Genomic DNA, 25,250 nt, shown 5'->3' with positions numbered 1-25,250 from the left:
TGCGTCCCACAAAACTTCGTGATCTGTTCATGATGAGGAGTTCCGCAGTTGGCCGAGCCCCCTCCCCCGAAGGGTCTGCCATCGACGGCACTCGACCATGAGCAGTTGAGGCTTCTGGCGACATCCGGTTTCGGCACGCTCAGCTCCGATCTCCACGACGTGGTCAAGCATGCGACGAACGCCCTGACCTCCATCGGCGATCTCCCGAGCGACGAGGAGGTGGACCAGGGATTCCTCCAGTGGTTCGCCCCCAAACGCGACCAGATGCTGGAACTGACGGACGATCTCGCCGGCGCCTACGGCGACGTCGGAGAAGGGCTCCTCGCGATGAGCCACAATCTCACGACGATCGACTGGGGCGTGGTCAAGGACCTGGAGAAGCTTCCGGACTACACCGTCGGCGGTCCGGTGAAGCGGGCCGATTCGTAATGCCGATGCTTCCGACGAAGGGTCTCGCCCTCCTCGGCCTCACCGGGGCCGGATCCATGGTGGCGCTGAAGGTCTACGCCGGGGTGACGGCTCCCGAGATCCCACCGGACAAACTGCGGGAGATCGCGAAGGTCTTCTACCGGCTCGCCGACGACATCGACGGCGGAACCGGGAAGAACGCCCCGAACGGCATCGCGGATCGGGGCGACGACCTGGCCTCCGCGGTGTGGAACAACCCGAAGAACGAAGGCCCGGCCGTCGATGCGTTCCAGAGGCTCTACCAGGGCATCCTGTCCGGCTACGCGCCGCAGCTCGCCAAGGACTGCCGCGTCGTGGCCATCGGCTGCGAGGCGTACGCGGAGCAGATCGAGGAGGTCAACAAGAGCCTCGCCCAGTGCGAGGACCTGATCCTGCAGATCGTGTGGCTCGTGGCGTTCCAGCCGATGACCACCGCCCTCTACGGGGTCGCCGTCGCGCGGATCGCCGCCTTGGTCAAAGTCGCGAAGGGCCTCAAGTCCGCCTTCGCCCTGAACGCGGCGAAGATCATGGAGATGACCATCCCGAAGTACGCCATGACGACGCTCCTCTACATGGTCATGGACGGCGCGGCCTACGCCACCGGGTCGATGGCGCTGACCAAGACCACCCAGCTCGCACACGGTCAGCCGATCGGCTCGCTCAAGGAGAACGCCGCCGAGTTCGGCAAGATCGTCGGTGCGAACGGCGCGTACGTCCTCGGTTATGACGCGGCCAAGCTGCCCCTGCGCGGGGCGCCGACCACTCGCGGTATCGAACTGGGCGCACGCCTCGTCGGCTCGGCCGGCGCCTACACCCCCACCTACAGCCTGCTGGACGACGACGGGCAGGTCATGACCACGGACGAGGAGTGGGCGTCCAAGATCACCGGGCACGGGCTGCGCGCGGCCATCTTCCCGCCCGGATGGAAATTCAGATAGCGAAGGAGTACGCCGTGGGGTACCCGGACGACGCCACCCTGCGTCTCATGGAGGACGGCCTGAGCGATCTCACCGGTGAGGGCCATGCCGCCGGCGAGATGATCCGGGCCGTCACCGACTCGGCCGGGCGGCTCCTGAAGCTCACGCTGAACCCGCGCGTCATGCGCATGGACAGCGAGGAGCTGGCGAAGGAGCTCTGCGCGGCCGTACAGCGGGCGCAGGCGGCCGGTGAGCGCAAGACGCGAGAACTGGTCGGAGGCACGCTCGGCTCATCGGCGCCGGAGGAGCTCCCCGATCACACGCGGTTCTGGAACGGGCTGCGGGAGATGCGGGAGTCCTTCGACCGGTCGATGAATGAGCAGGAGGAGAAGGTCGCGCGACGGCTCCGGGACCTGGGCTAGCGGCACGAGCCGGCCGCCACGTTCCCCACCGGGGTGATCGGGGCCTGGGAGGCCGGACCGATCATCCCGATCGGCCCACGGCTCATCCCGCCTGGGCGCCGGCGGAGGCGAGGAAGTCCAGCAGCAGGTCGTTGACCTCGCCGGGCGCCTCCAGCTGCATCCAGTGGCCGGCCCCGTCGAGCCGCTCGTAGCGCCAGGTGGAGGCGACGTGCTTTCCGGTGCCGGCCATCGACTGCTCGGTGAGGAACCGGTCGCCGCTGCTCCACACACCCATGGTCGGAACCGGGATGGGTGGGAGATCGGCGGGGTCGGCGAGGAGCCACTCGGGCGGCACTCCCCTGCGGTAGATCGCCAGAGCCGCGCTGAGCGCCCGGGGGTCGCGCATGCGCTCGATGACCTCGTCCCGGCCGGGGTGCTCGGCCAGCATCTCCCTCATGTTCGCGAAGTCGTGCTCGCTCAGCCAGCGCTCGGCGACGCCGGGGAACTGGAACAACATCATGTACCAGGACTTCTCCCGCTGCTCCCAACCGGCCGACAGCATCGCGGCGGCGTGGCCGACCGACAGGCACGCCAGGCCGGTGACCCTGCCGGGCGTCGTGATGGCGACCCGCTGGGCGAGGGCGGAACCCCAGTCGTGCCCGACGAGGTGTGCCCGGTCGACGTCGAGCCGGTCGAGGATGCCGATCAGGTCTCCGGCGTACGCGGCGAGCTCGTAGCCCTCCAGCCCATCCGGCTTGTCCGACGCGCCGAAGCCACGCAGGTCAGGGGCGATCGTCCGGTATCCGGCCGCGTTCAGCGCGGCCACCTGGTGCCGCCAGCACGCGTGGGTGTCGGGGTAGCCGTGCACCAGCAGGACGGCCGGTCCCTCCCCGCTGACCTGCACCTCCAGCGCGATGCCGTTGACGTCGATACGCATCACGCGGCTCCGGACGCAAAAATGTCGATCATGATGTCTCCTTGATCGGGGGCTGACACACATCGGCGGGCCGGTCCCGGCGCCCACGTCACGACCCACTTCCTACCCGATTTTCCGGCCGGAGTCCGGGAATCCCGACCGTGCGAGGCGGCTCTCAGCGGCCCCCGCGCCGGGACGTCGTGTGTGGTCAGCCGATCGATCGAGACGCGCCTGCACGGCAGTGGCCCTCCGTGCCAAGACGTCGTCCTTGACGAGCGCGGGTTCATCCCCGTGACGCCTCCCGGCGTCCTTGCCGCCCCCACCCCACACGATCTCCGGCCGCCCGGCGGACCTCACGCCTCATCGATGGGATAAATGCTGCGAACAGGCGACGAGGCATAGTCGACCTGATTTATCCATGCAATTAATAATGTGCTCTGTTGCGCCTTTTGTCTTTTCGTTTTTGTCATTCGATGAACTTGCCCATGGTGCCGCAGATGAACGGCCGGGTACTCACGGATCGCCCCTTTCATTCAGTGCGACCGATGGTGGGCGAATACCCCTCCGGCTTCGAAGGAAAGGGCTCCGAGGCAAAGGCGGTGGGCGGAAAAACACATTCGTCCACGGCGCAGTCTCTGCTGGTTCGTGAATTGCAGCTATATACCCGATTCAGCCATGCATGAGTTCATCAGGAGGATCCGTGCGGCATTTTCGACGACACGCACCGCTGGCCGTCGCCATCGGCATCGCCACCGCCGCCTTCGGCGGCGTCCCGGCCCAGGCCGGCACCGCTTCCCATCCGGCCTTCGGCCCACCCGGGGCACACTGCCGATCCGTTCCCGTCGGGGAGGCCCTGGGGACGGCCGTCACGTGTACGGACACGATCGCGCCACCGGACACGACCACACCGCCGCCGTCCGCGCCGGGAACGATCGCGCGGCCGATGTCCGCGCCGGTCGCGAAGGATGACGACAAACCCGTCAAGGTGGTCTGCGGGCCTCCCTACCTGGACGACGACCCGAACCTCGGGCCGAGGTATCTCCCCGAGGAGGGGCAGCTCGGCAAGATCCTGCGCGGTTACAAGCCGCTGAACGGCGTCGCGCCGCAGGACTTCATCGACCGCTACTGGGATGAGACCACCAACATGTGGCGCTACCCGCCGGACTACGGTTTCGCCCACTCCGGCGGCTACTCCAACGGCAGGCCGTTGGTCAGGCCCGTGCGGCTGCCGGTCGGCACGCCCCTCGACCGTTTCGGCGGTGAGAAAGGCGCCTTCGTCTCACCGCTAGGCTCGTCCTACGTCGGGCGCGCCCTGCCGCCGAACAATCTCAACACCTTCTACCTGGCTCCGAAATACCTGTGCAGCTATCACACGTACAAGGTGATAAAGGAGTTCACAGTGGACGGCGGTCCCGCCGTCGCGGCGTTCCAGCAGGAAGGCGAGGGACGGCAGTACCACCTGGTCAGCAAATACATCCCCGCCGCGCCCCAAACCTCTCCCGAGGTCTCCGTGGAATGGCTGATCGCCAACGGATACCTGACGCCGACGAACTGAGCGGGAGCGCGCGAGTCATTCGGGCATGCAGAGGATGTTGAACTGGTTGAGCATCTCCAACTGGTCGTAATAGACGCGTTGGCTGGCAATCGCCCCGTTGTCCATGGTCCGGACATCGCAGCCGCGAACAGCGATGCGCCGCCCGGTCGCCTGGATGATCCCCCCGCTGGGCAACAGGAACGGTCCGGTATGGGTGCCGGTGATTATCCACTCGCACACCACGAGGTCTCCACACGCGACCTTGTCGTGGGGCACCACCCTGATATCCGGAAGCCCCTCGAAGTAAAGGTCGAAGTAGGACGCGATCTCCTCACGCCCCTCGGCGACGCCACCCGGACACACGTAACTGGCGCGCGGGCCGAAGAACCTCGTCGCCGCCTCACTGTCATGCGCGTTGAACGCGGCTATCAGCCCGTCCGCGACTTCTTGATCATCAAACACCACGAGGCCCCCAAATTGGTCCTGCTCCAGCATGCTCCCCTGACGCCGCCGGCCCGGCGGCCGCCGTCCCACCACCCTGAACGGACCGGGTCTCGGTCAGGTCCGCCACGCGGATGCCTGGCCCTCACCGGCGAAATGAAGCACACCTAAACGGATCTCATGGACCGGCGAGCTCCCGGTCCCGTCCATCAGCGGCAGCCGGAGCACAAATCGCGCGCCTCGCGGGGAGTCCTCGATCAGCAGGGTTCCGTTGTGGGCGTGCGCGATGTCCCGGGAGATGGCCAGGCCGAGGCCACTGCCTCCGGGTTCGCGGCGCCTTCCGTCGTCCAGGCGGACGAAGCGTTCGAAGACCCGTTCCCGATCCTGTGGGGCGATACCGTCGCCGTCGTCGGTCACGGTGACGACGGCGTGGTCGCCCACACGCTCGGCGGTGGCCTCGACTCTGGTCTCGGCATGCCGCCGGGCGTTGGCCAGGAGGTTGTCCACGACCCGGATCAGCTGGATCCGGTTGCCCTGCACGTTCACATCGCGGCCGATGCGAACGTGCACCGGCACGCCCCCCATCCCGGCCGCCGCTTCCTCCTTGACCAGGATGCCGAGGTCGATCGGCTCATGCGCCACGGGACCGCCCGCGCGAAGGCGGGCCAGCACCAGCAGGTCGTCGACGATCGTCTCCAGCCGATCGGTGATCGCCAGCGCCTCCCGGACGGTCTCACGGGGGTCGACGTCGTGGGGGTAGAGCACCGCCTCCTCCAACCGGGCGCGCAGGCCGGTGAGCGGGGTCCTGAGTTCGTGAGAGGTGGTGGAGGCGAATCGGCGCTGCTGCTTCACCGCCTCCTCCAGCCGGGCCAGCGTCTGGTTGGCGGTGCGAGCGAGCAGCGCGTACTCGCTGCGACCGGGCGGCTGGGGCACCCGCAGACTCAGGTCGCTCACCGTGATCTCGGCCATGGTCTCGCGGATCGCCGCCACGGGGCGCATGGAACGGCCTCCCACCCACCAGTTCCCCCACGCGATGAGGCCGGCGGTCAGCAGGACCCCGGCGGCGGTGAAAATCTCCAGGTCGTCCGTGGCCAGGAGGGAAGGCTGAACCATTCCGGCGTAGACGAAGTGGGGCTCACCCCCCCAGAGCTCGCGGATCTCCAGTGGAGCGGGCCGGACGGCGACGAGCATGACGCATTCGCCCCCCGCGGAGCACACCGTGCCGTCCTGGATCTGATTGTCGACCGGGGGCCTCATCGTGCTCAGGGCCGGACGGCCCGCCGCCGCGGCGCTGGCCACCACCACCCGGCCGTGGGAGTCGACGAGTTGGAGAAGGTTGATGCGCGTCTTCGGAGTCGGCCGTGGAGTGACGCCGGGCTTGAAGGATCCGATCCAGTTGGTGGCGACTCGCTGAGCCTCCTGGGAAACGTGGATCTGAACCCTGTCGAGGACCAGGAAGTCGATGCTGGCACCGATCATGGAAAGAAAGATCAAAGACAGTCCTGCGACGGCCAGCGTCGTGCGTGCCCGAAGCGAGTCGGGCAGAAGTGTCCTCAGTCTGCTTCCCAAGGTGGTTTCCTCCCCTCTTGGCAAAAGTCCAGGTCAGACCATCATTAAAGGTAGTCGCCGGATGAGTGGGCATGCAAATAGAGAGCCACACTCGCACCAAAAGCAGGCCGGTCCATTACCGATGACAGAACAGCGCTTTCCCGTAGGCGCCGCGACATGGACGACCTGGGCGCACGGCGCGGTCACACTCAAAAATCTTGTGGCACCCGATCGCCGATGATTTGTTTTCGGCACACCTCACGACTCATTCACATCATCGATATCAGCGGCAACGGCCTGCCCTGTGGCATACCTTTCACCCCAGGGAACACGTCCACAACCGATGAAGGCGTCTTTCTCGCCGTCTTCCGTGTGACAGCCCCCGGGAAATCGGAGCTTCACCCCGTTACCGTCTCCATATCGGCGGACGCGTCAATCGCTCCGGCGGCGGATCGCGAGACCGGGCGCGGAAGTGAGCAGAGGATACGCAGGTGTCGGCCGGTTCGTCACGGGCCTTGACCTTCGTCTCGCGCCGGGAGGCCGGATCAGTAGCTGGGCGGTGTGACGGCGATGACGAAGTCGACGGGCTCCTCGGTGAGGTTCAGGTAGCGGTGCGGCAGCGAGGAGTGGAAATAGCAGCTGTCGCCCACGCCGAGCTGGTGCCGGACCCCGGACACCTCGACGACGAGCTGCCCCTCGATCACGAGGATGCACTCCTCCGAAGGGTGCGACCAGGGCTCGGCGGCCGAGTAACCGCCGGGCGGCAGGTGTCCCTTGAGCATCTCCAGCCGCCCGTGTCCGGGTGAGATCCGTGAGTACGTGATCCCGCCGACCGGCGACGCGACCAGCATCCGGCTGTCCGCGCGGATCACGGAGACGGTCTTCGCGTCCTCCTCCTGGAACAGGCTGAACAGCGGCAGCTGGAGCACTTTCGCGATTTTCCTGAGCGTTTCCAGGCTCGGATCGGTCCGGTCACGCTCGACCTGGCTGATCAGCCCGGTGGACACGCCGGCCGCCTCCGCCAGTTGCGCGACGGTCAATCCTCGCTGCGTACGGATTTCCCGAATCCTGGCTCCAGTCACCAGACGATCCTAGTCGCCGTCAGCCACATTGAAGATGATTGACCTGGTTGAAAGAACACCTGTAATGTGCCCGAAATGTCGCAATATTTGGACGCCGCGCAGTTCCGGGCGGAGTTTCCGGCACTCACCGACACCGTGCATCTGGCCAGTTGCAGTCAGGGCGCGCTGTCGTCCAGGCTCGCCTACTCCATGCAGGAGATCGGGTTCTCCATGAGGGACAGAGGCGCGCCGTGGAGCCTGTGGATGGCCGAGGTCGAATGGGCGCGCGAACGATTCGCCCGGCTCATCGGCGCCTCCCCGCATGAGGTCGCGATTCTGTCGTGCGCGTCCGAGGCCGCCTTCCAGGCCGCGTCGTCGCTGGATTGGTCCGACCGCCCTGGAATCGTCACCAACGACCTGGAATTCCCCTCCATCGCGCACGTCTGGCTCGCCCAGGCACGGCGCGGCGCCCGGGTCCGGGTCGCCGCCGACACCGGCGAGAACGTCGAGGCCGAGGCCTACGCCAACGTCATCGACGAGAGCGTCAATCTGGTGTCCATCCCCCTGGTCACCTACCGCAACGGCGCCCGCCTTCCGGTCGAGGAGGTCGTACGGCTGGCACACGAGAGCGGCGCCCGGGTGTTCGTGGACGCCTACCAGGCCACCGGCGTCATGCCGGTCAACGTGCGCGAGCTGGGCTGCGACTACCTGACGTCGGGCTCGTTGAAGTATCTGCTCGGCCTGCCCGGCATCGCGTTCCTCTACGCGCGCGACGGGCTCGTGCACCAGCGCGACCCCGAACTCACCGGATGGTTCGGCCGCACCAATCCGTTCGCCTTCGATCCGCGGCTGCTGGACTTCCCCGACGACGCGCGCCGTTTCGAGACCGGAACCCCGCCCATACCGTCGGCCTACGCCGCCAACGCCGGATTCGACCTCATCGAGCGGGTGGACCTGAACGCCGTGCAGACCCACGTCTCCGCCCTGGTCGAGGAGCTGGCCGAACGGCTGGCCGCGGCGGGCGAGCGCGTGGCCAGCCCGGCCGGGTTCCTCGGGCCGCAGGTCGCGATCGAGGACGCCGACCCGAACGCGCTGGCCGAACGGCTGGCCGAACGCCGCATCGTCACCGCGCCACGCGGCAACCTGCTGCGCCTGTCCCTCCACTACTACAACGACCGCTCCGACATCAACGCGGTCGTCGAAGCCATCAGCGCGTGCCGTAAGGCGTGAACCTACCCCCCAAGAGGTGCTGCTGTGGAAAACGAATCCGGCCTGCACCGCGGTCTCCGTGGACGGCAGCTCACCATGATCGGCCTGGGCGGCGCGATCGGCACGGGGCTGTTCCTCGGCTCCAGCCTGGCGATCTCCCAGGCCGGACCCGCGACGATCCTCGCCTACATCGCCTGCGCGGCCGTCGCCCTGGTGATCGGATGGGCGCTGGCCGAGATGGTCGTCGTCCATCCCGAGGCGGGCGCCTTCGGCATGATCGCCCACCGCTACCTGGGCCCGTGGTCCGGGTTCGTGGTCCGCTGGACCTACTGGACCGTGCAGGTCATCGCCATCGGCGGCGAGGTCATCGCGGGCGGGATCTACGTACGGTTCTGGTGGCCGTCACTGCCGCTCTGGGTGCCCGTGCTGGTGTTCTCCGCGGCCGTGCTGATCACCAACGCCGTGGCGGTGAAGGTCTTCGGTGAGGTGGAGTACTGGTTTGCGATGATCAAGGTCGCGGCCATCGTCGTGTTCATCCTGCTCGGCATCCTGCTGATCACCGTCGGCCTGCCCGGCGCCGAGGCCACCGGTACGGAGAACCTCACCGCGCACGGCGGTTTCCTTCCCAACGGGGTCGGCGGGCTCTCCCTCGCCATCGTGTTCGTGCTGTTCAGCTACGTCGGCGTCGAGGTCGTCTCGGTCACCGCCGCGGAATCGGAGAACCCGGCACGGGACATCCCCCGCGCCGCCCGCCGAATGGTCACTCGCCTGGCGCTGTTCTACATCGTGGCGATCACGATCGTGCTGACCGTGGTGCCGTGGACCACGACCGCCCAGGGCGGGGCCGTCACGGAGAGTCCCTTCGTCAGCGTGTTCTCGGCCGCCGGGATTCCGGCCGCCGCGACCGTCATGAACTTCGTCGTGCTGACCGCCGCCCTGTCCAGCGCGAACACCAACCTCTACCTGACCACCCGCATGATGCACTCGCTGGCCGCCGACAGGTACGCGCCCGCGTGGACGGGACGCCTCAGCCGGTCGGGCGTGCCGCGCAACGCCCTCGCGCTGTCCGCGCTCGGCCTGGCCCTGGCCGCGTCCCTGTCGGCCGCGAGCGAGAGCTCGGCGTACCTCGCGCTGTTCGGCGTGTCGGTCTTCGGGGCGCTGGTCGTGTGGCTGCTGATCCTCGCCACGCACCGGGCCTTCCGCCGCACCCGCAAGCTCCAGGGTCTCCCCCCGTCGCCCGTACAGCTCTGGGGCGCCCCGGTCACCTCGCTGCTGGCCATGGTGTTCCTCGCCGGGACGCTGGTCTCGACGCTGTTCATCGCACCGTTGCGACCCGCGTGGTGGGCGGGCGTCCCGTTCTTCGCGATCCTCAGCGTCGCCTACTGGATGACCTCCCGCCGCTCGAAGACCCCGGCGCCCGCCGAGAAACCGATCTGATCCATCGGCCGACCGAGTTCGGCGTGGAAGTCCTTCGGGAACGGCTGTGCTGCAACAATGTGCGGCAATGCCATCAGATCATCTTGCCCGCGCCACAGCCTCCCTCTACGGACTGTCCCTGGGCGATGCCCTCGGCTCCCAGTTCTTCGTCCCCGCCAACCGGCGGGCCCTCACCGACCGCATGCTGCCGCCCGAACCGTGGCAGTGGACCGACGACACCGAGATGGCCTGCTCCGTCTACCGGATCCTGACCGATCACAGCACCATCGACCAGGACACGCTCGCCGCGAGCTTCGCCGCCCACCATGACTTCGACCGCGGGTACGGCCCGGCCACCAACCGCATGCTGCGCCTGGTCCGAGAGGGCGGTGACTGGCGGGCCCTGTCCGCCGACCTGTTCGACGGCAACGGCTCGTGGGGCAACGGCGCCGCCATGCGCGTCGCGCCGCTGGGCGCCTGGTTCGCCGACGATCTGACCCAGGTCGTACGGCAGGCGACCCTGTCCGCGCAGGTCACTCACACCCATCCCGAAGCCGTCGCCGGTGCGGTCGCGGTGGCTGTGGCCACCGCGACCGCCGTGTCACAGCTCCGCCTTCCTCCCGGCCGGTTTCTCGACCAGGTGCTGGCCCACGTACCCTCGGGTCTGGTTCACAGCGGGATCAAGGAAGCCAGATACCTGCTCACCATCAGCGATCCGATCCTGGCAGCCGAAGCCCTCGGCAATGGACGCAACGTCAGTGCCCACGACACCGTCCCTTTTGCCCTGTGGGCCGCCGCTCGTAATCTCAACGACTTCGAGCAGGCCTTCTGGACCACCGCTCAGGCGGGCGGCGACATCGACACCACATGCGCGATCGTCGGTGGCATCGTCGGCGCACGCGTCGGCTTCGGCGGGCTGCCCCGCGATTGGATACGGGCCTGCGAACCAATGCCCCGTTGGGCGGCCGTACCTGATCCGGAACACACGGCGGCCACATCCACCCGCGACGTCGGACGGCCCACGATCAGGGCCGACTGACCCAGTACCACTTCGCTCTTTGAACCTCGCGACGGACCGTCGCCTGTGAGCCGATTCAGGTGACGTCGTATACGCGGATGACGTCAGCTAGATCGTCTACATAGAAAGACACCCGGCCGTAAATTCCGAATATGGCCTGACGAAACTCAGGCTCGGACGGACGCACCCCATGGTGTCCCACGGCCTCTCACAAACATCGGCCATACACTGGATCAGCTCGTCGAACGCACGCTCAGGTAGTCCCTGCAGCTGCGCGAGCGCGGCCTTGGGAGCTCAACGAGCTCCTCCGGTCCACCCGGGGAAGACCTGCTCGGCGGGAACGAACTCCCCCGGCTGCGCCGAAGAAGCCTCCCTCGCCCGCTGCTCAAAGTCCGCTTGCCCGTATGCCGCCGCACGCAGGTTCCACAGGTGGAGAACCTCTTGCAGCCGGCGGTATCGCCACACCTCATGTGCCGCGTCCAGGGCACTGCGGTATTCGTGGACGAAGCGCTCGCGCTCGCCGACCGGCAAACGACGCGGAATCTCCTCAGGGTCGAGCCGGTTGTGATCCATGTGTCGCGCTGAAGCTGTGGTCACGGTGGCTCCCCAGGGTTCGTGTCGTCCTCGGCCAAATCCACGTATCGCAGCTTCGTGGAGCAGGTAGTCAGCGGATGACACCCGCGTGGGAAAGGACTGCCAAGTGGGACGGGGAATGCGGGAAGACACACCCCGCCCCGGCTCCAAGCGCCGAATGCCCGCAGGAGCTTTGGTGGCCCTCCGGCTCATTCGGTCGCGGTGTGGATGCGCAGGGCCAGGTAGGTGACCTCTCTGGAATCTCCGCCGCGTAGGTGCCGTACGAGTTCACGCCAGGGCGCCGACCAGCCGGCTCTGGGGCCGCACTCGGCGGCGAGTGCGGCTGCCAGCAGACCGCCCGTCTCGTGGTGCCCGGCCAGCCAGACGGCGTGCGGCAGGATCTGCTCGCAGTCGACGTCCTCGGTCGATTCCCCCAGGACGCGACCGGCCTCGACCGCCGCCAGCACGCCTCCCGCAGTCCTGTCCACCAGCCTGGTCAGGGCCTCGCGGGGGTCTTCCCAGTTCGTCGTGGCGGCGATGAGTTCGGCCTGGAGGTCTGTGGGAAGAACATCCACGACCAGGTGGATGACCGGCGCGGCCCCGTCCCGATCGAGCCGGTGCCACCGGCACAGGTCCGTCACGATCTCGGACAGCCGTTGGCCGGCCGGGCGATCGCGGTCGGCCCGGGCGTCGGGCTCGTCCGGAGCCGCGGCCAGCCGCAGCACGGTCGCGTGCAGTTCCGCGAGGCCGACACCGCCACACGCGTTCGACACCAGGCCCCGGGCTGCGGACGTCCAGTCCGCGGTTTCGCCGAGATCGCCCACGATCTCGGCGAGCCGGTCCACAGCCCGCGGCGCGAACGGCGCCCACATTCGCAACGCGTCGACCGCCGTCCGCCGGGTGTCGTGATCGGCCGATCGGGCGGCGTCAACGATCAGTCCCGCGTACGGCTGCCGCTGTCGCGGGGGAACGTGCAGGAGATGGGTTCCCAGCACCGAAACGGCCAGATCGCGGGCTCCCGCCACGGCGTCCGCGAGCAGCCGCCAGATCCGCTGGTCGTCAAGCAGCCCCAGAGCCGCCGACACGATCGCGGCTCGCACGTCGGGGTGCTGACCTTCCTCATCCCAAAGGCTCAGCAGCAACCGCGTCGTGTCAGGTACCCGATGACGGACGATCAGGCGGGCGGCCTCCTTCCGTACGGTGATCTTGCCTCCGGTCAGTATCGGCTCCACTGCCGCCGCCAGCTCGGCGGGCCGGACGAATCGCGCGGCCCGCGCCGCGGCGTGGACAGCCACGTGGGCATCGTCCCCACCGGCATGCGTGAGCAGGTCGGCGAGCACCTCCTGTGGCCGCGCCGTCCACGGCAGTGCGGTCAGCGCCATCCTGCGCAGCAGATCATCGGGGGAGCGCAGGTAGACGCCCAGCTCGCCGGCCGGGACCGCCGGGATCTCGCCGACCATCCGCACCGCCTCCGCCCGCTCGTGTTTGGGCAACTCGGCGTTGTCCGCGATCCGGCGCACCAACCGCAGGTAGGCCTCGCGCTGCCGCGCCGTCCAGCGGCGTACGGCTCCGCGCCCGGCATACCGCATCTGCCGGACGCCTCTCTTGGTGAAGCGTCCCCTGGGTTCCTTCCTGCCGAGTGCGACGTCCAGCAGATCGGTACGCTGCCAGGCGATCACCCTGAACACGCTGTCGAGCGTGACGGTCGACGGGTCCGCCTTCAGCAGCCCGGCGACCCGATCCCCTCTGGTCCGCGGCGGTGCGAGCCAGTGGTCGATCGCCCTCCGGACGTCCGCCTCGCGGACGGAGGTCAGGGCGCGTTTCAGCGCCTCCTGTAGTTCCGGCAGCTCGTGACCGCGATGGTCCAGGAGTGCGGCCAGGAGGAAGGCGAACTCGTGCCGATCACGGTCGGCCTCCGCCCTCAGGTACGGCGCCAGCCTGCGGACCAGCACGGTTTCCTGGCCGCGGCGCAGGACGCGGGAGAGCTGACCGAGATAAATCGTCCCCTGGTGCCCGACCAGCCGCTCGAAGGTGCGCAGAGCGTATTCCAGCAGGTCCGCGTCGTCCCGCAGGGCTCCCTGTTCGAAGATCCGGGTGGCCAGGCGGGTGAGCTCGGAGCGGCTCCGGTAGGAGCAGTCACGCGCGCCGAGAGCGTCATCCGCCAACTGCTCCAGCGCGGGAAGGTGCACGACCTCGAACAGTCCTGGCGGGATGGCGGCCAGGGCTTCGACCGCCGACAGCCGCACCGGGTCCTGCTCGTTGCGGAGCCGTCCCAGGGACTCCAGCAGGCTCGTGATGATCTCCGGATCGCGTCCGCGCCCCGCACAGGCGATCAGGTGGCGGTAGCCGAGGGCACGCTCGCCTGCGTCCGGGCGTCGACTCGCCACCCGCAGCACCGGTTCCGCCTCGCCGTACGGCAGGAATCCCGTCACCTCCAGCACGCTGGACGGATTCTGCGCGACCTGCCGCAGCCCCAGCATGCGACGCGCCTCAACGGCCCGCCGCTCCCGAGGAAGGACCTCCAGGAGCCGGCCCGAGAGCTCCACCTGCCCAAGATCCACTCCGGCCATCGCCGCGTCGAACACGGCGACCCGGCGGCTCGGCGCCACCGCGCGCAGCAGGTTGACCAGTGCGCCCTCGTCCTCGCGCACCGCGCGTCCCACCGCACCCAGCTCCTCGTCCGGCAGCCCGGCCAGGCGTCGCCGTACGGCACGCTGCCCGAGCAACCTGCCGAGCAGAGCCTGGCGTCCGGGGAGGAGGAACACGTCGAGCGTGCGACGGGGGTCGGCCTCCAGCAGCCATCCGACGCAGCTCGTTGAGAACCGGACGGTCCAGTACCGCTCCAGCAGCGCGATCACTCGCTCCGGCGCAGGGGACGCGGCGGCCTCCACCCCCGCGGAACGCGTGGCCCACCACGCGTCCCGCAGGTTACGCGGAAGGTGGGACAGCACGGCCTCGGCGTGATCGAGGACCACGAGCGGGTGCCGCTTCGCCAGGGTGGACCAGTTCCGTACGGCGTGCGCCAGGTCGTCCAGCATCGACGCGACCACCTCGGATCGGCACGAGGCGAGCAACGCCGCCGCCTCGGGATCACCCCAGCGCTGCCGTACCTCGTTGATCAGTTGCTCCGCCAGCGCACTCCGTGCATCCCGCCGGATCACCCGGTAGGCCATCGCCCGGGCCACCATCGATCCGTCCCGCAGGATCTGGACAATCGCCTCATCTGGAATGTCCAGCTTGCCGGCCAAGCCAATGGCGTAGCTGGAGATATCCGGATCCGGGTCACGCATCGCCCGGATGACGTGGGGGATCTCCCCCGCCGCGCCGGCCAGGATCACGCCGATGAACCGCTCGTACTGGCCTCGCTCCGCGAGCCCGTCCAGGATCCCGCGCAGTTCGGGCCGTCCCGCCCACTCCCGTCCACGGAGGAACAGGCGACGGCACCGCTCCCCGTGGGACAGGGGTTCCACGTCATCCAGCAGACCATCGACCGAATTCGGCACGTAGCGCATGACGCCCAACTATCCCCAAGCATCACAGGAACCGCACCCGCATTAACGCCTCAGGAGGCGAGACGCCCGGCCCGCGGCGGACCGGTCAGGCCGTCCCGGTGGAGGCAGGCCGGATGTGCGTCGTCATGGTCCGTCTCAGGGGAATGACCGTTGGAACGGTCCTACCGCTTGCGTTCGTGGCCTGGGCGGGTATCAAATGATCATTTGACGTTTTCGGATTCCCTCAGACAGCGAACCGCCAGCCCCTTAGCCGTCCTCCAAGTCGTGCCCAAGCTGCGGCGGGCAAGCGAGGAAGGTTACTTCATGGGCTCCTTCGACGGTATGGCGTACGCCGAGCGCCAGTTGCTGGCTCTGAGCGACGAGGTGAGCGAGCTCGGGGGTGGAGTCGCAGGAGTGGCCGCGGGACATCAGACGGTCGCATACGGGACGCGCGCCGCGGTGACCGACGACGACTACGGTCGGGCGTTCTGGGCGTCCCAGGGTGGGACGTTCGCGGCGGTCGGGGATCTCCTGCGCTTCCTGTCCGGGAAATTCCACTCCGAGGGAGAGAATCTCGGCCAGGCCAGGGCCGTCTACAGGAGCGCCGACGAGGCCTCCACGATCCGCGGAGACATCTAATGGACCCGAACGCCTTCGTTCCGGATCTGATCAAGCCGTTCTGGCCCTATATCGCGGGTGGGGCGTTCCCCGAGGGGGAGTATTCCCAGATCTCCGGCAAGGCGGAGGAGCTGGTGAGGCTGGCGGACGCGCTGAACCGGTTTCAGCTGGAGTCAGGGGCCGCCGTGGACCAGCTACTGCGGAGCGGAGTATGGGACGGGGCCGCCAAGGAGGAGTTCGCGAGACTGTTCGGCAATCTCGTGAAGTCGATGGGCAGTGACCCCGGCAAGGTTCCCGCAGATCCGGTCACGGCGATGGAATACGTGAAGAATCTGGTCCGCCGGCAGGCGGCAAGCACCCAGCAGCACGCGACCGACATCGAGCACACCCAGTGGATGATGATCGTCGGGGCCATCCTCACCGCCGCCATGATCGCGAAATTGTGGCTGTTCGCCATGGCGAACCCCGGAGTCACCCCGCTGATCTGGAGCAGGCTGGCGTTCGCCCAGATGGAAAACCTGGCGATCAAAGCCCTTCTGATCAAGAACACACTGCTCTTCGGCGGGATCATGGCAGCGCTGGACGGCGGCGTCCAGCTAGGACAGAAAGTCACCGGTCACCGCGAGGAGTTCAACGTCACGTCGCTGTTCTCGTCCGGCGCCACCGGAGCGCTGACCGGCCTGGTGTTCGGCGGGATGACGGTCGGCGCGGTGAAACTGGTGTCCCACGACATGGTCGGCATGATCGCCAAGGACGGGGCCAAGAGTCTGCGCGCCCTCCTGGCCGGAGCCCCCAACACCGTGATCGGCCAGGCCGCGATGGGCGGCGTTGCGGCCACCGTCGCCGGCGTGCCGATGCTGGCGATGAACGGCCAGCTGGACGGCGATCACCTGATGCTCTCCGTGGTCTCCGGCGTCCTCGGCGGCCTCGGACCCACCGCCGTCCATCCGAATGCGATCACCGGGATCCCTGACGCCGGTTTCGGCCATCCCACCCGGCCCGAGGGCGCACCCGACGGTCCCGGCTCAGCGCCATCGCCGGACGGGCCTTCCTTCATCGCGGATGGGGGAAGGACCGCCTCCGGCGACGCCACGGTGGACGGAACGCCCATCGATCGCACGACGTCACCAGGCGACGGTGGCCTGCCCGGTCGCATAACGCCAGAGGGCAGAGCCGCCGACCAGGGCAGCCAGACAGTGACACTCGCCGCCGCCGACCAGGGCAGCCAACCGATACATCGCACCACCACCACCGAACACAACGGCCAACCGGCAACAACGCACACCGCCGACTCCAACGGCCAATCAGCATCACTCGCCGCCGCCACCGAGCACAACCGCCAGCCAGCGGCCCACACCACCGACCAGGGCGGCGGGACAACAACACGCACCACCGACTCCAGCCAAGCGGCGGCACGCACCACCGCCGCCACCGAACACAACGGCCAACCAACGGCCCGCACCACCGACTCCAGCCAAGCGGCGGCACGCACCACCGCCGCCACCGAACACAACGGCCAACCAACGGCCCGCACCACCGACCAAGGCAGCGGAACAACAACACGCACCACCGAAACCACTCACCCAGTACCAGATCAACGAGTCCCGGTGCACGCCGACGGGACCTCGCCGAAGGCCGCCGATGGACCGGCCGCCCCTGGTGACCCTGTGGCGCGAGCGCAGTCCGGAGAGCGTTCGCCGGTGGCGGTCCTGCAGCAGAGACCCGCCGAGGCCGCGGCGACGGTATATCGCTTCCCGCCTCCTGACGGGTACGGCCCCGGGCCCGTTGCCCCCGACGGGGGACGAGGCACTACACCGCCGTTCACCGGCACCACGTTCGACTTCGCTGGATCTACCGCGTCTACCGCGAATTACCGGGTTGGTCCGGGCGAGACGGTGCCGATCGGCCGCCGGTTCGACTCCCCGATGAGCGATCATCTGAATCCGTTCAACGACATTTCCCGGAATCACGCCACGATCGAATTTGGCCCGGATGGAAAACCGTGGATACGTGATGCCTCGAGCAACGGTACGTGGCTCAACGGTGAGCGGATCAATCCGGGTGAACTAGTGCCACTGAAAAGCGGTGACACCCTTCGGTTGGGCCGCGAATTCACGAGATGGGTAGATATTTCGTCTACCGGGATAATGCTTCGAGAAGTGGCTCCCGAGCTGCGGAACGTCTACCGCCGCCAGCAAGTTGTCAACCTCATCAACACGCACCCCGAGTTGACGGGAAACCCCCGCACGCTTGCCGATATTCGCGGCATCCTGGACACCGTCGGCCGCGATGTTTCGTTTGAACAGGCAGAGGCATTGCGTCGGTTCTCATATGAGCGGCGCAAAGACGCTCCTCCATCTTTGGTCGAAGGCGACCATTTCATCAGATATGTCACTGAATCAGTCCGGGACGCGTGGGACGGTTCAGGGAACCTGCGCGATTTCACCAGTGCGGTGCATGACATATTCAAGAAACCTTCGTTTGAATTCATACAGAGCAAGACGGAGAGTGCTGTAGGCATTCCTTCTCAGCGGACCCCGGAAAACGCTCCGGGTGACTCACTTACGGGTACGGCAGCCCGCGAGCGCCCAGCCGCTGAGACCGGCCACCCGAAGGTCGCCCCAGAGCCGCTCCGCCACCCCGACGGTGTCCGGTCATCAGACGAGGCGGCGGCCGGCGGACTTCCACCCTCCGAGCGGGCCGGGTCCGCGGGACGGCCGGACAGCGTGGTGGCGTCCCATCACGAACCCGCAGGCCCGTCCGACCCCCGTAACGCACTCAGCCGGGACCCGCGGGTCCCGGACGCGCGCGGCGGGGAGGATCCGATCGCGAAGGGCCGGGAGGCGGGCGCGTGGCTCGGTCTGCATGATCTGACGGATACCGAGGCGCGGGCGCTCAAACGGCTCGACGAGCTGGCGCCAGGGGTAGTAAGGGGGCCGAATCCGCAGCATTCCCCGGTGGACAGGCTCATCGCGCGTTACAACCGCACGACGGTGGGAGAGGCGTATCTGCGGGCGACCAACGAAGGACACCCGATCGCCTATGCCAGGGACCACTCGAGTTTGATCACCGACCTGACCTTGTACATGGATGCCGATCCGCGGTGGCTCGGCAAGGCGAGCGTGACGCGGGCCCTCGCCTCTCCGGAGTTTCCCAATGAGGTGTTGCTGTCGGACCGTCAGCTGCGGAGCGTGGCAGAGTCGATCCCCCGAGGCGGGCAGGTGAGGACCGAGCTGCGCGCTCAGTGGGACGACCACAGGATCGTGCGGGGTTATCTGGACGCGATGGGGGAGGGATTCGAGCCGGTTTCCTCCGCACGGACCCCGGCGGATCTGACCGCGGGACTGGATCGTTACCTGAGCTTGAGGATGGAACAGCAAGGCTCCGAGCTGGGCGCTCGGTTCGGCGTGTCCGATCTGACGGCCGCTCAGGCGCGGCTGGTCGGGCGGTTCTCCGCCCTGGCCGGCCCCCCGTTCGACTTCCGGTTCGCCGAAGAGCCTCTGAGCCGGCTCGTCCGCAACTGGCCCCACAATGTCCGTGTCGAGGCATATCTACGTGCGACCGTTGACGAGTTCGAGCCCGTCACAACCGCCACGGACCCCACCGCCCTGGCCGAGGGGATGGAAAGCTACCTGGCGCGGGACCAGGGGTACTGGTCTGGCAGACGGATCGCCGATCCTCTCGGGCTGTCCAACCTGTCGCGCGATCAGGCAAGGCACGTGCACGAGGTTTCGAAGGTCTTCTACCAAGGCTCGCACCACGCCGACCTGGCTGGGAGCCACGCCGAGTTCGAGCTGGGCGGTTGGCGAGGAGTGTTCGACACCGCGGTGCGCGCGATGAATCGGGGCGATAACTGGTCGGCCGAGGCACTGGCCCGCGGAGACGCTCACGGGCTGAGCGACGCGCTGGTGGACTTCGCCGCGTCGACCAACCTTCACCTGAGCGAGGGCCGGCGGATCGTGGCCGAAGCCGGGATGCGTGACCTGACCAATCTCGAGGTGCGGGCGGTCGGCCGGCTGAGCATGATGGTCGGATTCGAGGAGCTGACAGGCACGGCGCTTCCCTCGGAGATGCATCAACTGGTGCGGGAGCGAGGCTTCAAGGACACGATCGAGGCGTTCCTGGACCTGGAGCGCAAGGGAGGCGCCTACGCCTCAATCGATCGTGTCAGGTTGAATCCGGCAGAATGGCTCAGAAGCTACATGGACGCGCCGGATCGCCGACTATGGATAGGCGAGAAGATAGGAACGAGCATCGGCTTGTACCCGCCCGAGCACTTCGCCGCCATAGGCCGGTTGGCGGAACTCGCCGGGCCGGAGCTGGCGGGTGGGCGACTGGAGCCCGCCGCGCCGGGAGCCATCGGCGAACTGCGCGCCAGTATGGGCGGCCATCCCACGCATCTGATCAACAAGTACCTGCGTTTGGTGGAGCAAGGCTACGAGCCGGTTCTCCAAGCGAGCGACGCCGCCGGCCTCGTCCGCGGCCTGCACATGGCGGACCTGGAAGTAAGCAGGTCATATGCCGAGCGGGAGGGGATCCGCAACCCCACGGACAGGCAGGTGGCAGACCTGAACCACATCGTGGAGCGGATCCTCGTAGGGCCAGAATGGCGGCACCACCTCGTCGCGATCGCCTCGGATCTGGGACTGGAAGGCCGCAGCCCCGTCGCCGAAGTGCTGAAGGCCTATGAGGCGGCGGAGGACGCCGGCCACGCGCCACACGAGGCTCGCGGCGAACAGGAACTCCTCGACCGGCTCAACACCGCCGCGGAACACCGGGATCGGCCGGCCGCCGATGACGGAGTGCGCGGCGAGGCCAATCCGCTGGACATCATCAACAGGGCAGTGCCGGCGGAAAACCGGGTGCGGTTGGATTACCGCACGAGGGGGTGGCTCGTTCCCGAGCTGTCACTGGCTCCCCACTTGGTGGACGCGCTGTTCCGGGAGGCCCACGATCAGGGGCTGGTGTCGGGTAGGTCGGCGAACGCAGTCATTCGAGATGTCTTGAAGGACATGCTGAAACAGGATCCGGATCCGTGGTTCGGTCTGGCCCTCGCGGATGGACTCAACCTGAGCGGCCTCGACCAGGGTCAGGCGCGCGCACTGGCCTGGGTGCAGAAGGCGTTCGGGGGCGGCATTCAGAGCATGGACGATTTGCGAGGGCATATGGCGGGACTCGCTGAAATACGAGGCTTGCAAGATCGTCCAGACCTTTTTCACCAGGTGCTCGGTGCGATCGCTCGCGGCAACGAAGAGGCGCTCATCCCGGAGCGGCCGACGCGAACCGCGCTTGAGCAGGGGCTGCGGCGCCTCCCGTAGCCGGAGAGGAACCCGTGAGCAGGCGCGCGGGCCGGGATGAAAAAGTCCTGCGCGTCGACATTAAGATCAACCGCTGGCCGAGGAGAAGACGCCGTGCACGAGGAACTGCACTCACAGCTCGATGCGATGATCGAGGAGTACAACAAGCAGGCCGTCCGGATGCGCGAGGCCTACGCCGTGCTCCGCGAGGTGGAGGCCACGGCGACCTCGAAGGACGGCCTGGTGACCGTGAAAGCGGGACCGCAGGGCCGCATCACGCGCATAGACCTGGACGTGCGCATCACGAAGAAGCTGTCCGCGTCGGAGATCTCCGCGTCGATCATGGAGCAGATCCAGGCGGCGACGGCGGATGTGACCGCGCAGACGCACAAGCTGATGGCCCCATTCGTACCCGAAGGCGTCGACATCGAGCAGTTGCTCAACCCCGAGACCGACTTCGGGTCGTCCCTGCCCACCCTCGACAGGGACACGATGTGAAGCCGCAGCTCGCCGGCCGGGCGGACGCACCGTCGCCGCCTGCCGTGGTCAGCCGCCGAACAGCTGGGTGACCTTCTGGACGAGCTCGTAGACCCCGTAGGCGAAGGGCAACCCGACCCACGCCCAGACCAGCACCATCAAAGGGTTGAACCCGGTGGTCGTCTTCTGGCCGTCTGCCATCACGCCTCTCCTCTCATGGCCAGCGGCCCCTGCTGACCGACCTCTTCGGCCGGTGGTTCGTGATAGATGGACTTCACCGGACGGATCAGCTCGTTGGCCAGGAAGCCCACCGCCAGCAATCCGATCATGATGTACAGGGACAGCGTGTACAGCGAGGGCCCGGACCTGCCGGCGGCCTCCTGCGAGTCGGCGACCGCGTTGACGATCAACGGGCCGAGGACGCCCGCGGTCGACCAGGCGGTCAGCAGCCGGCCGTGGATGGCGCCCACCTGGTAGGTGCCGAACAGGTCCTTCAGGTACGCCGGGACGGTGGCGAACCCTCCGCCGTAGAAGGACAGGATGCCCATCGCGCAGACGATGAACAGGGGCGTGGAGGAGTCTCCGGCCAGCGCGATCACCAGGTAGAACAGGGCGCCCACGCCGAGGTAGACGCGGTACATGTTCTTCCGGCCGATCACGTCCGAGGTCGAGGACCACACGATGCGCCCCGCCATGTTCGCCAGCGACAGCAGGGCCACGAACCCGGCCGCGGCGCCGGCCGCGATCGGCGTGGACGTGTTCTCGAAGAAGTCACCGATCATGGGGGCGGCCTTCTCCAGGATGCCGATGCCCGCGGTGACGTTGAAGCACAGGACGACCCACAGGCACCAGAACTGCGGGGTGCGGATCGCGTTGCGCGCCGAGACGTTGGCGGTGGTGACCAGTGATCGCACGGCGGTCTTGGCCGGGTCCCAGCCGGGAGGGCGCCAGCCTTCCGCCGGGACCCGGACCAGGAACACGCCCATCGACATGAAGACCGCGTAGACCAGGCCGTGCACCAGGAACGCGCGCGATATCCCGCTCGCGTCGGCGCCGAAGGCGCTCAGCATCTCGGTGGACCACGGCGAGGCGATGAGCGCGCCTCCGCCGAATCCCATGATCGCAATGCCCGTGGCCATGCCCGGCCGGTCGGGGAACCACTTCATCAGGGTGGAGACCGGCGAGATGTAGCCGATGCCGAGGCCGATCCCGCCCACGAACCCGTATCCGAGGACGACCAGCCAGTACTGCCCGACGGCCACCCCGAGCGAGGAGATCAGGAAGCCCGAGGCGAAGCAGACCATCGAGATGAACATCGCCCAGCGCGGGCCGTTGCGCTCGACCAGTGTCCCCCCGAAGGCGGCCGAGAGGCCGAGCATGACGATGCCCAGCTGGAACGGCAGGGCACTGGCCGTGCCCGAAAGCTGGAAGGCCCCTTCGAGGGGCTGTTTGAACACGCTCCACGAGTAGGCCTGGCCTATGGCCAGGTGTACCGAAAGCGCCGCTGGAGGAACCAGCCAGCGGCTCCAGGTCGGAGGCGCGACCGTGCGTGAACGACTAAAGAATCCAGAGGGGTTAAGAAATGTCTGCTTTTGTCCATTTTTGCCGTGCATTGGAATACAGTATGCCGCTTCCACTTATCTGTCGACAGTAACCATGGAATCGGTCAAGTCGGATCAGTCAAGGCAATGATCCGGAGTGGAGTCCTCGCACGTCGGCGCCCCGCGGCATGTGCCCGACGGTCGCCCTGCGGCGCGCCTTGAATGGTTCTGCGCGACTCGGCCGCCTCGCTTATCTCACGAACCCACCCCACCGCCCACCAATGGTGCAATACGCCGTTTGAACGGCCCAGACAGCCCATTGCGACTACCCTTCGCAGTCAACTGTCAACAATGAGTAAAGAGGGCGTCCGTGGGGCGAAGATTGATTGTGACGGCGGTCGCGGGAGTAGGGATGATGGCCGTCGCCGGGGCGGTGTTGTTCCTGCCGGGCGAGCAGGGGTCGCAGGCGGCGAGATCGGCGCCCCGGGCGACCGCGCAGGACGACCCGCTGACCGGTCAGGAGATCGCGCGGGCGAGCGCGATCGCGTCGGCGGGTTCCCGGGAGCACCTGGCGGCCGGGCAGACCAAGCTGCTCTACGTCGAGCGCGACGACGACAAGGACGCCGGTGAGCGGCGGCTGGCCAACGCCTACCTGTACGACTACGGCGCCGACCAGCTCATCATGCGGACCGTGGACCTCGGCCGGGGCACGGTCGTCGAGGAGAGCGTGGCGCGCGGAGTGCAGCCGCCGCCGTCCAAGGCGGAGGAGACGGCGGCGGCCGAACTGCTTCTGGCCGACCCGGCGTACGGCGGGAGCGTTCGCGAGTCCTACGCCAAGACGGGAGGCAGGCCGCTGAGGTCCGCGTCCGACCTGGGCCTGCGTGGGCTGATCTTCACCCCGGCCCACGAGCGCGGGTCCGCCCGGCACTGCGGGATCCACCGGTGCCTGCGACTGTTCGTCCGGCTGCCCGACAACACCTGGCTGGACACCAGCCGGATCGTCGTCGACCTGTCCGCCAAGAAGATCCACACCTTGGAGTGGTGACCGTGTTCCTCCGCCTCGCCCTCTCCTGCGCCATGCTCGCCGGGGGCCTCGGCCCGGCACGGGCCGCGCACGCCGCACCCACCACATCCGCCACACCCGCCGCCCAGGCCGCGCCGCACGCCAGGCCCGCCTCCGTACCCGCCGCGCATGCCGTACGGGCTCCCGCGTGGGCGGCGCATGCCGTACGGGCACCCGCGCCTCCGTGCAGTGCTCCGTACCGGATCGACAAGACCCTGCCGAACGGCGCGCGCTGGCAGCTCTGCTGGGAGATGCGCAACATCGAGGGGCTGACCCTCACCAAGGTCGTCTACACGCCGAGGGGCAGCGGGCCGGTCACGGTGCTGCGCAGCACCGCGCTGGCCCAGATCCACGTCCCCTACGACAGCGGTCAGCCTCGCTACCACGACATCGGGGCACTGGGGTCCACCGCCATCGCGCTGCAGTCCGCCGACTGCCCGGAGGGTGAGCGCCGCGAGCAGTTCGTCTGCGTGACGACGCGGGCCCGTGGCCACGCCTACCTGAAGTCCGAATACGACCGGCCGAGCGTCTCGGCGCAGGGGCGCGACCTGGTGGTGTTCTCCGCCTTCCAGGTCGGCTGGTACACCTACCTGGCCGAATGGGCCTTCTCCGACGACGGCTCGATCACCCCGCGCGTGGGCGCGACGGGCTCGCTGGCCGGGTTCACCACCACACCCGAGCACGGCTGGCCGATCGGGGTGGGCGCGCGAACCTTCGAGACGAGCCACAACCACAACATCTTCTGGCGCCTCGACTTCGACGTCGCGGGCAAGGCCGACGACCTCGTCGAGCAGTACGACTTCACGGGATCCGGTACGGCCAAGCGGAAGCTCGGGCGCACCGCGTTCGGCGAGGAGGCCAAGGCCGTCAACAGGCCGATGCGCTGGTGGCGCGTGGTCGACCGGAAGGTGCGCAACGCCGACGGGCACCGCGTCTCCTGGGAGATCAACAATTCGGACAGCGCCGAATACCGGGGCCCCGCCGACGAGGCCTTCACCCGCGCCGACGTCTACGTCAGCACCTACCGCTCGTGCGAGCGCCTGGCGACCGTCAACCCCTCTCCCGGATGCGCCAGGTCCGTCGACCGCTACACCGACGGCGAGAAGGTCAAGGATCCCGTCGTGTGGGTCAACGTCGGCTACCACCACGTCCCCCGCGACGAGGACGGCGACCTCATGCCGACCCACTGGCAGGGGTTCCGCGTCACCGCCCGCGACGTCACGGCCAAGAACCCTCGCTGATCCGACCGCGTTCCCCGCCGCGGCGATCCTCCCGGGATCGC

21 protein-coding genes are annotated in these 25,250 nt (G+C 67.8%); 13 read left to right on the top strand and 8 right to left on the bottom strand.

Annotated features, from left to right (window positions below; genetic code table 11):
• The first annotated feature begins 48 nt into the window (after positions 1-48).
• The 3 genes from J2853_RS42010 to J2853_RS42000 are packed head-to-tail and all read left to right on the top strand — an operon-like array spanning position 49 to position 1,786.
• On the top strand, positions 49-429 hold the full coding sequence (locus tag J2853_RS42010) for a hypothetical protein (RefSeq protein ID WP_307567138.1): 381 nt from the start codon (positions 49-51) through the stop codon (positions 427-429).
• Between the two features lie 5 nt (positions 430-434).
• The gene (locus J2853_RS42005) at positions 435-1,385 is read left to right on the top strand and encodes a hypothetical protein (protein ID WP_307567137.1); all 951 of its coding nucleotides are present in this window, start codon (positions 435-437) and stop codon (positions 1,383-1,385) included.
• A 14-nt stretch (positions 1,386-1,399) separates the two neighbouring features.
• The gene (locus J2853_RS42000; protein ID WP_307567135.1) at positions 1,400-1,786 is read left to right on the top strand and encodes a YbaB/EbfC family nucleoid-associated protein; all 387 of its coding nucleotides are present in this window, start codon (positions 1,400-1,402) and stop codon (positions 1,784-1,786) included.
• An 82-nt stretch (positions 1,787-1,868) separates the two neighbouring features.
• Here the strand turns inward: J2853_RS42000 and J2853_RS41995 are convergent, their stop codons facing one another.
• Positions 1,869-2,702, bottom strand: a complete 834-nt coding sequence (locus J2853_RS41995; RefSeq protein ID WP_307567134.1) for an alpha/beta fold hydrolase — start codon at positions 2,700-2,702, stop codon at positions 1,869-1,871.
• Between the two features lie 452 nt (positions 2,703-3,154).
• Here J2853_RS41995 and J2853_RS41990 point away from each other — a divergent pair, with 452 nt between their 5' ends.
• The gene (locus J2853_RS41990; protein ID WP_307567132.1) at positions 3,155-3,364 is read left to right on the top strand and encodes a hypothetical protein; all 210 of its coding nucleotides are present in this window, start codon (positions 3,155-3,157) and stop codon (positions 3,362-3,364) included.
• A 17-nt stretch (positions 3,365-3,381) separates the two neighbouring features.
• Positions 3,382-4,236: a TNT domain-containing protein gene (locus tag J2853_RS41985; protein WP_307567131.1), complete on the top strand. Its 855-nt coding sequence runs from the start codon at positions 3,382-3,384 to the stop codon at positions 4,234-4,236.
• 15 nt (positions 4,237-4,251) lie between these two features.
• On the opposite strand, the gene J2853_RS41980 is transcribed toward J2853_RS41985, so the two are convergent.
• From J2853_RS41980 to J2853_RS41970, 3 genes are all read right to left on the bottom strand, one after another.
• On the bottom strand, positions 4,252-4,710 hold the full coding sequence (locus tag J2853_RS41980) for an ester cyclase (protein WP_307567130.1): 459 nt from the start codon (positions 4,708-4,710) through the stop codon (positions 4,252-4,254).
• Between the two features lie 63 nt (positions 4,711-4,773).
• Positions 4,774-6,135 (bottom strand): sensor histidine kinase, encoded by a 1,362-nt coding sequence (locus J2853_RS41975; protein ID WP_307567128.1) that lies wholly within the window; start codon positions 6,133-6,135, stop codon positions 4,774-4,776.
• Between the two features lie 614 nt (positions 6,136-6,749).
• Complete coding sequence (locus tag J2853_RS41970) at positions 6,750-7,286, bottom strand: helix-turn-helix domain-containing protein (protein ID WP_307567127.1); 537 nt, start codon at positions 7,284-7,286, stop codon at positions 6,750-6,752.
• Positions 7,287-7,361: 75 nt separating this feature from the next.
• Between J2853_RS41970 and J2853_RS41965 the strand changes: the two genes are divergently transcribed.
• The 3 genes from J2853_RS41965 (at position 7,362) to J2853_RS41955 (ending at position 10,929) form a co-directional block, all read left to right on the top strand.
• Positions 7,362-8,495: an aminotransferase class V-fold PLP-dependent enzyme gene (locus tag J2853_RS41965; RefSeq protein ID WP_307567125.1), complete on the top strand. Its 1,134-nt coding sequence runs from the start codon at positions 7,362-7,364 to the stop codon at positions 8,493-8,495.
• 24 nt (positions 8,496-8,519) lie between these two features.
• Entirely contained in the window at positions 8,520-9,911 is a 1,392-nt protein-coding gene (locus tag J2853_RS41960; protein ID WP_307567123.1) for an amino acid permease, read from the top strand.
• A gap of 67 nt (positions 9,912-9,978) precedes the next feature.
• Positions 9,979-10,929 carry an ADP-ribosylglycohydrolase family protein gene (locus J2853_RS41955; protein ID WP_307567121.1) on the top strand — a complete coding sequence of 317 codons (951 nt, stop codon included), beginning with the start codon at positions 9,979-9,981 and terminating at the stop codon, positions 10,927-10,929.
• Positions 10,930-11,202: 273 nt separating this feature from the next.
• On the opposite strand, the gene J2853_RS41950 is transcribed toward J2853_RS41955, so the two are convergent.
• On the bottom strand, positions 11,203-11,505 hold the full coding sequence (locus J2853_RS41950; RefSeq protein ID WP_307567120.1) for a DUF6247 family protein: 303 nt from the start codon (positions 11,503-11,505) through the stop codon (positions 11,203-11,205).
• A 185-nt stretch (positions 11,506-11,690) separates the two neighbouring features.
• Complete coding sequence (locus J2853_RS41945; RefSeq protein WP_307567119.1) at positions 11,691-14,993, bottom strand: hypothetical protein; 3,303 nt, start codon at positions 14,991-14,993, stop codon at positions 11,691-11,693.
• A 303-nt stretch (positions 14,994-15,296) separates the two neighbouring features.
• On the opposite strand from J2853_RS41945, the gene J2853_RS41940 reads away from it, so the two are divergent.
• The 3 genes from J2853_RS41940 (at position 15,297) to J2853_RS41930 (ending at position 21,385) form a co-directional block, all read left to right on the top strand.
• Positions 15,297-15,611, top strand: a complete 315-nt coding sequence (locus J2853_RS41940; RefSeq protein ID WP_307567118.1) for a hypothetical protein — start codon at positions 15,297-15,299, stop codon at positions 15,609-15,611.
• Positions 15,611-20,908, top strand: a complete 5,298-nt coding sequence (locus J2853_RS41935; RefSeq protein ID WP_307567117.1) for an FHA domain-containing protein — start codon at positions 15,611-15,613, stop codon at positions 20,906-20,908. Before J2853_RS41940 ends, J2853_RS41935 begins: the two co-directional genes overlap by 1 nt.
• A 93-nt stretch (positions 20,909-21,001) precedes the next feature.
• The gene (locus J2853_RS41930) at positions 21,002-21,385 is read left to right on the top strand and encodes a YbaB/EbfC family nucleoid-associated protein (RefSeq protein ID WP_307567116.1); all 384 of its coding nucleotides are present in this window, start codon (positions 21,002-21,004) and stop codon (positions 21,383-21,385) included.
• Positions 21,386-21,433: 48 nt separating this feature from the next.
• On the opposite strand, the gene J2853_RS41925 is transcribed toward J2853_RS41930, so the two are convergent.
• Entirely contained in the window at positions 21,434-21,565 is a 132-nt protein-coding gene (locus J2853_RS41925) for an MFS transporter small subunit (protein WP_307567115.1), read from the bottom strand.
• On the bottom strand, positions 21,565-22,977 hold the full coding sequence (locus J2853_RS41920; protein ID WP_307567114.1) for an L-lactate MFS transporter: 1,413 nt from the start codon (positions 22,975-22,977) through the stop codon (positions 21,565-21,567). Before J2853_RS41920 ends, J2853_RS41925 begins: the two co-directional genes overlap by 1 nt.
• 298 nt (positions 22,978-23,275) lie before the next feature.
• Here J2853_RS41920 and J2853_RS41915 point away from each other — a divergent pair, with 298 nt between their 5' ends.
• Positions 23,276-23,950 (top strand): hypothetical protein, encoded by a 675-nt coding sequence (locus J2853_RS41915; RefSeq protein ID WP_307567112.1) that lies wholly within the window; start codon positions 23,276-23,278, stop codon positions 23,948-23,950.
• A complete protein-coding gene (locus tag J2853_RS41910) occupies positions 23,947-25,209 on the top strand; it encodes a copper amine oxidase (RefSeq protein ID WP_307567111.1) in 1,263 nt (420 codons plus the stop codon). Before J2853_RS41915 ends, J2853_RS41910 begins: the two co-directional genes overlap by 4 nt.
• Positions 25,210-25,250 lie beyond the last annotated feature (41 nt).

This window comes from Streptosporangium lutulentum (assembly GCF_030811455.1).
GTDB lineage: Bacteria > Actinomycetota > Actinomycetes > Streptosporangiales > Streptosporangiaceae > Streptosporangium > Streptosporangium lutulentum.
This window is presented reverse-complemented; position numbering and strand designations above follow the sequence as displayed.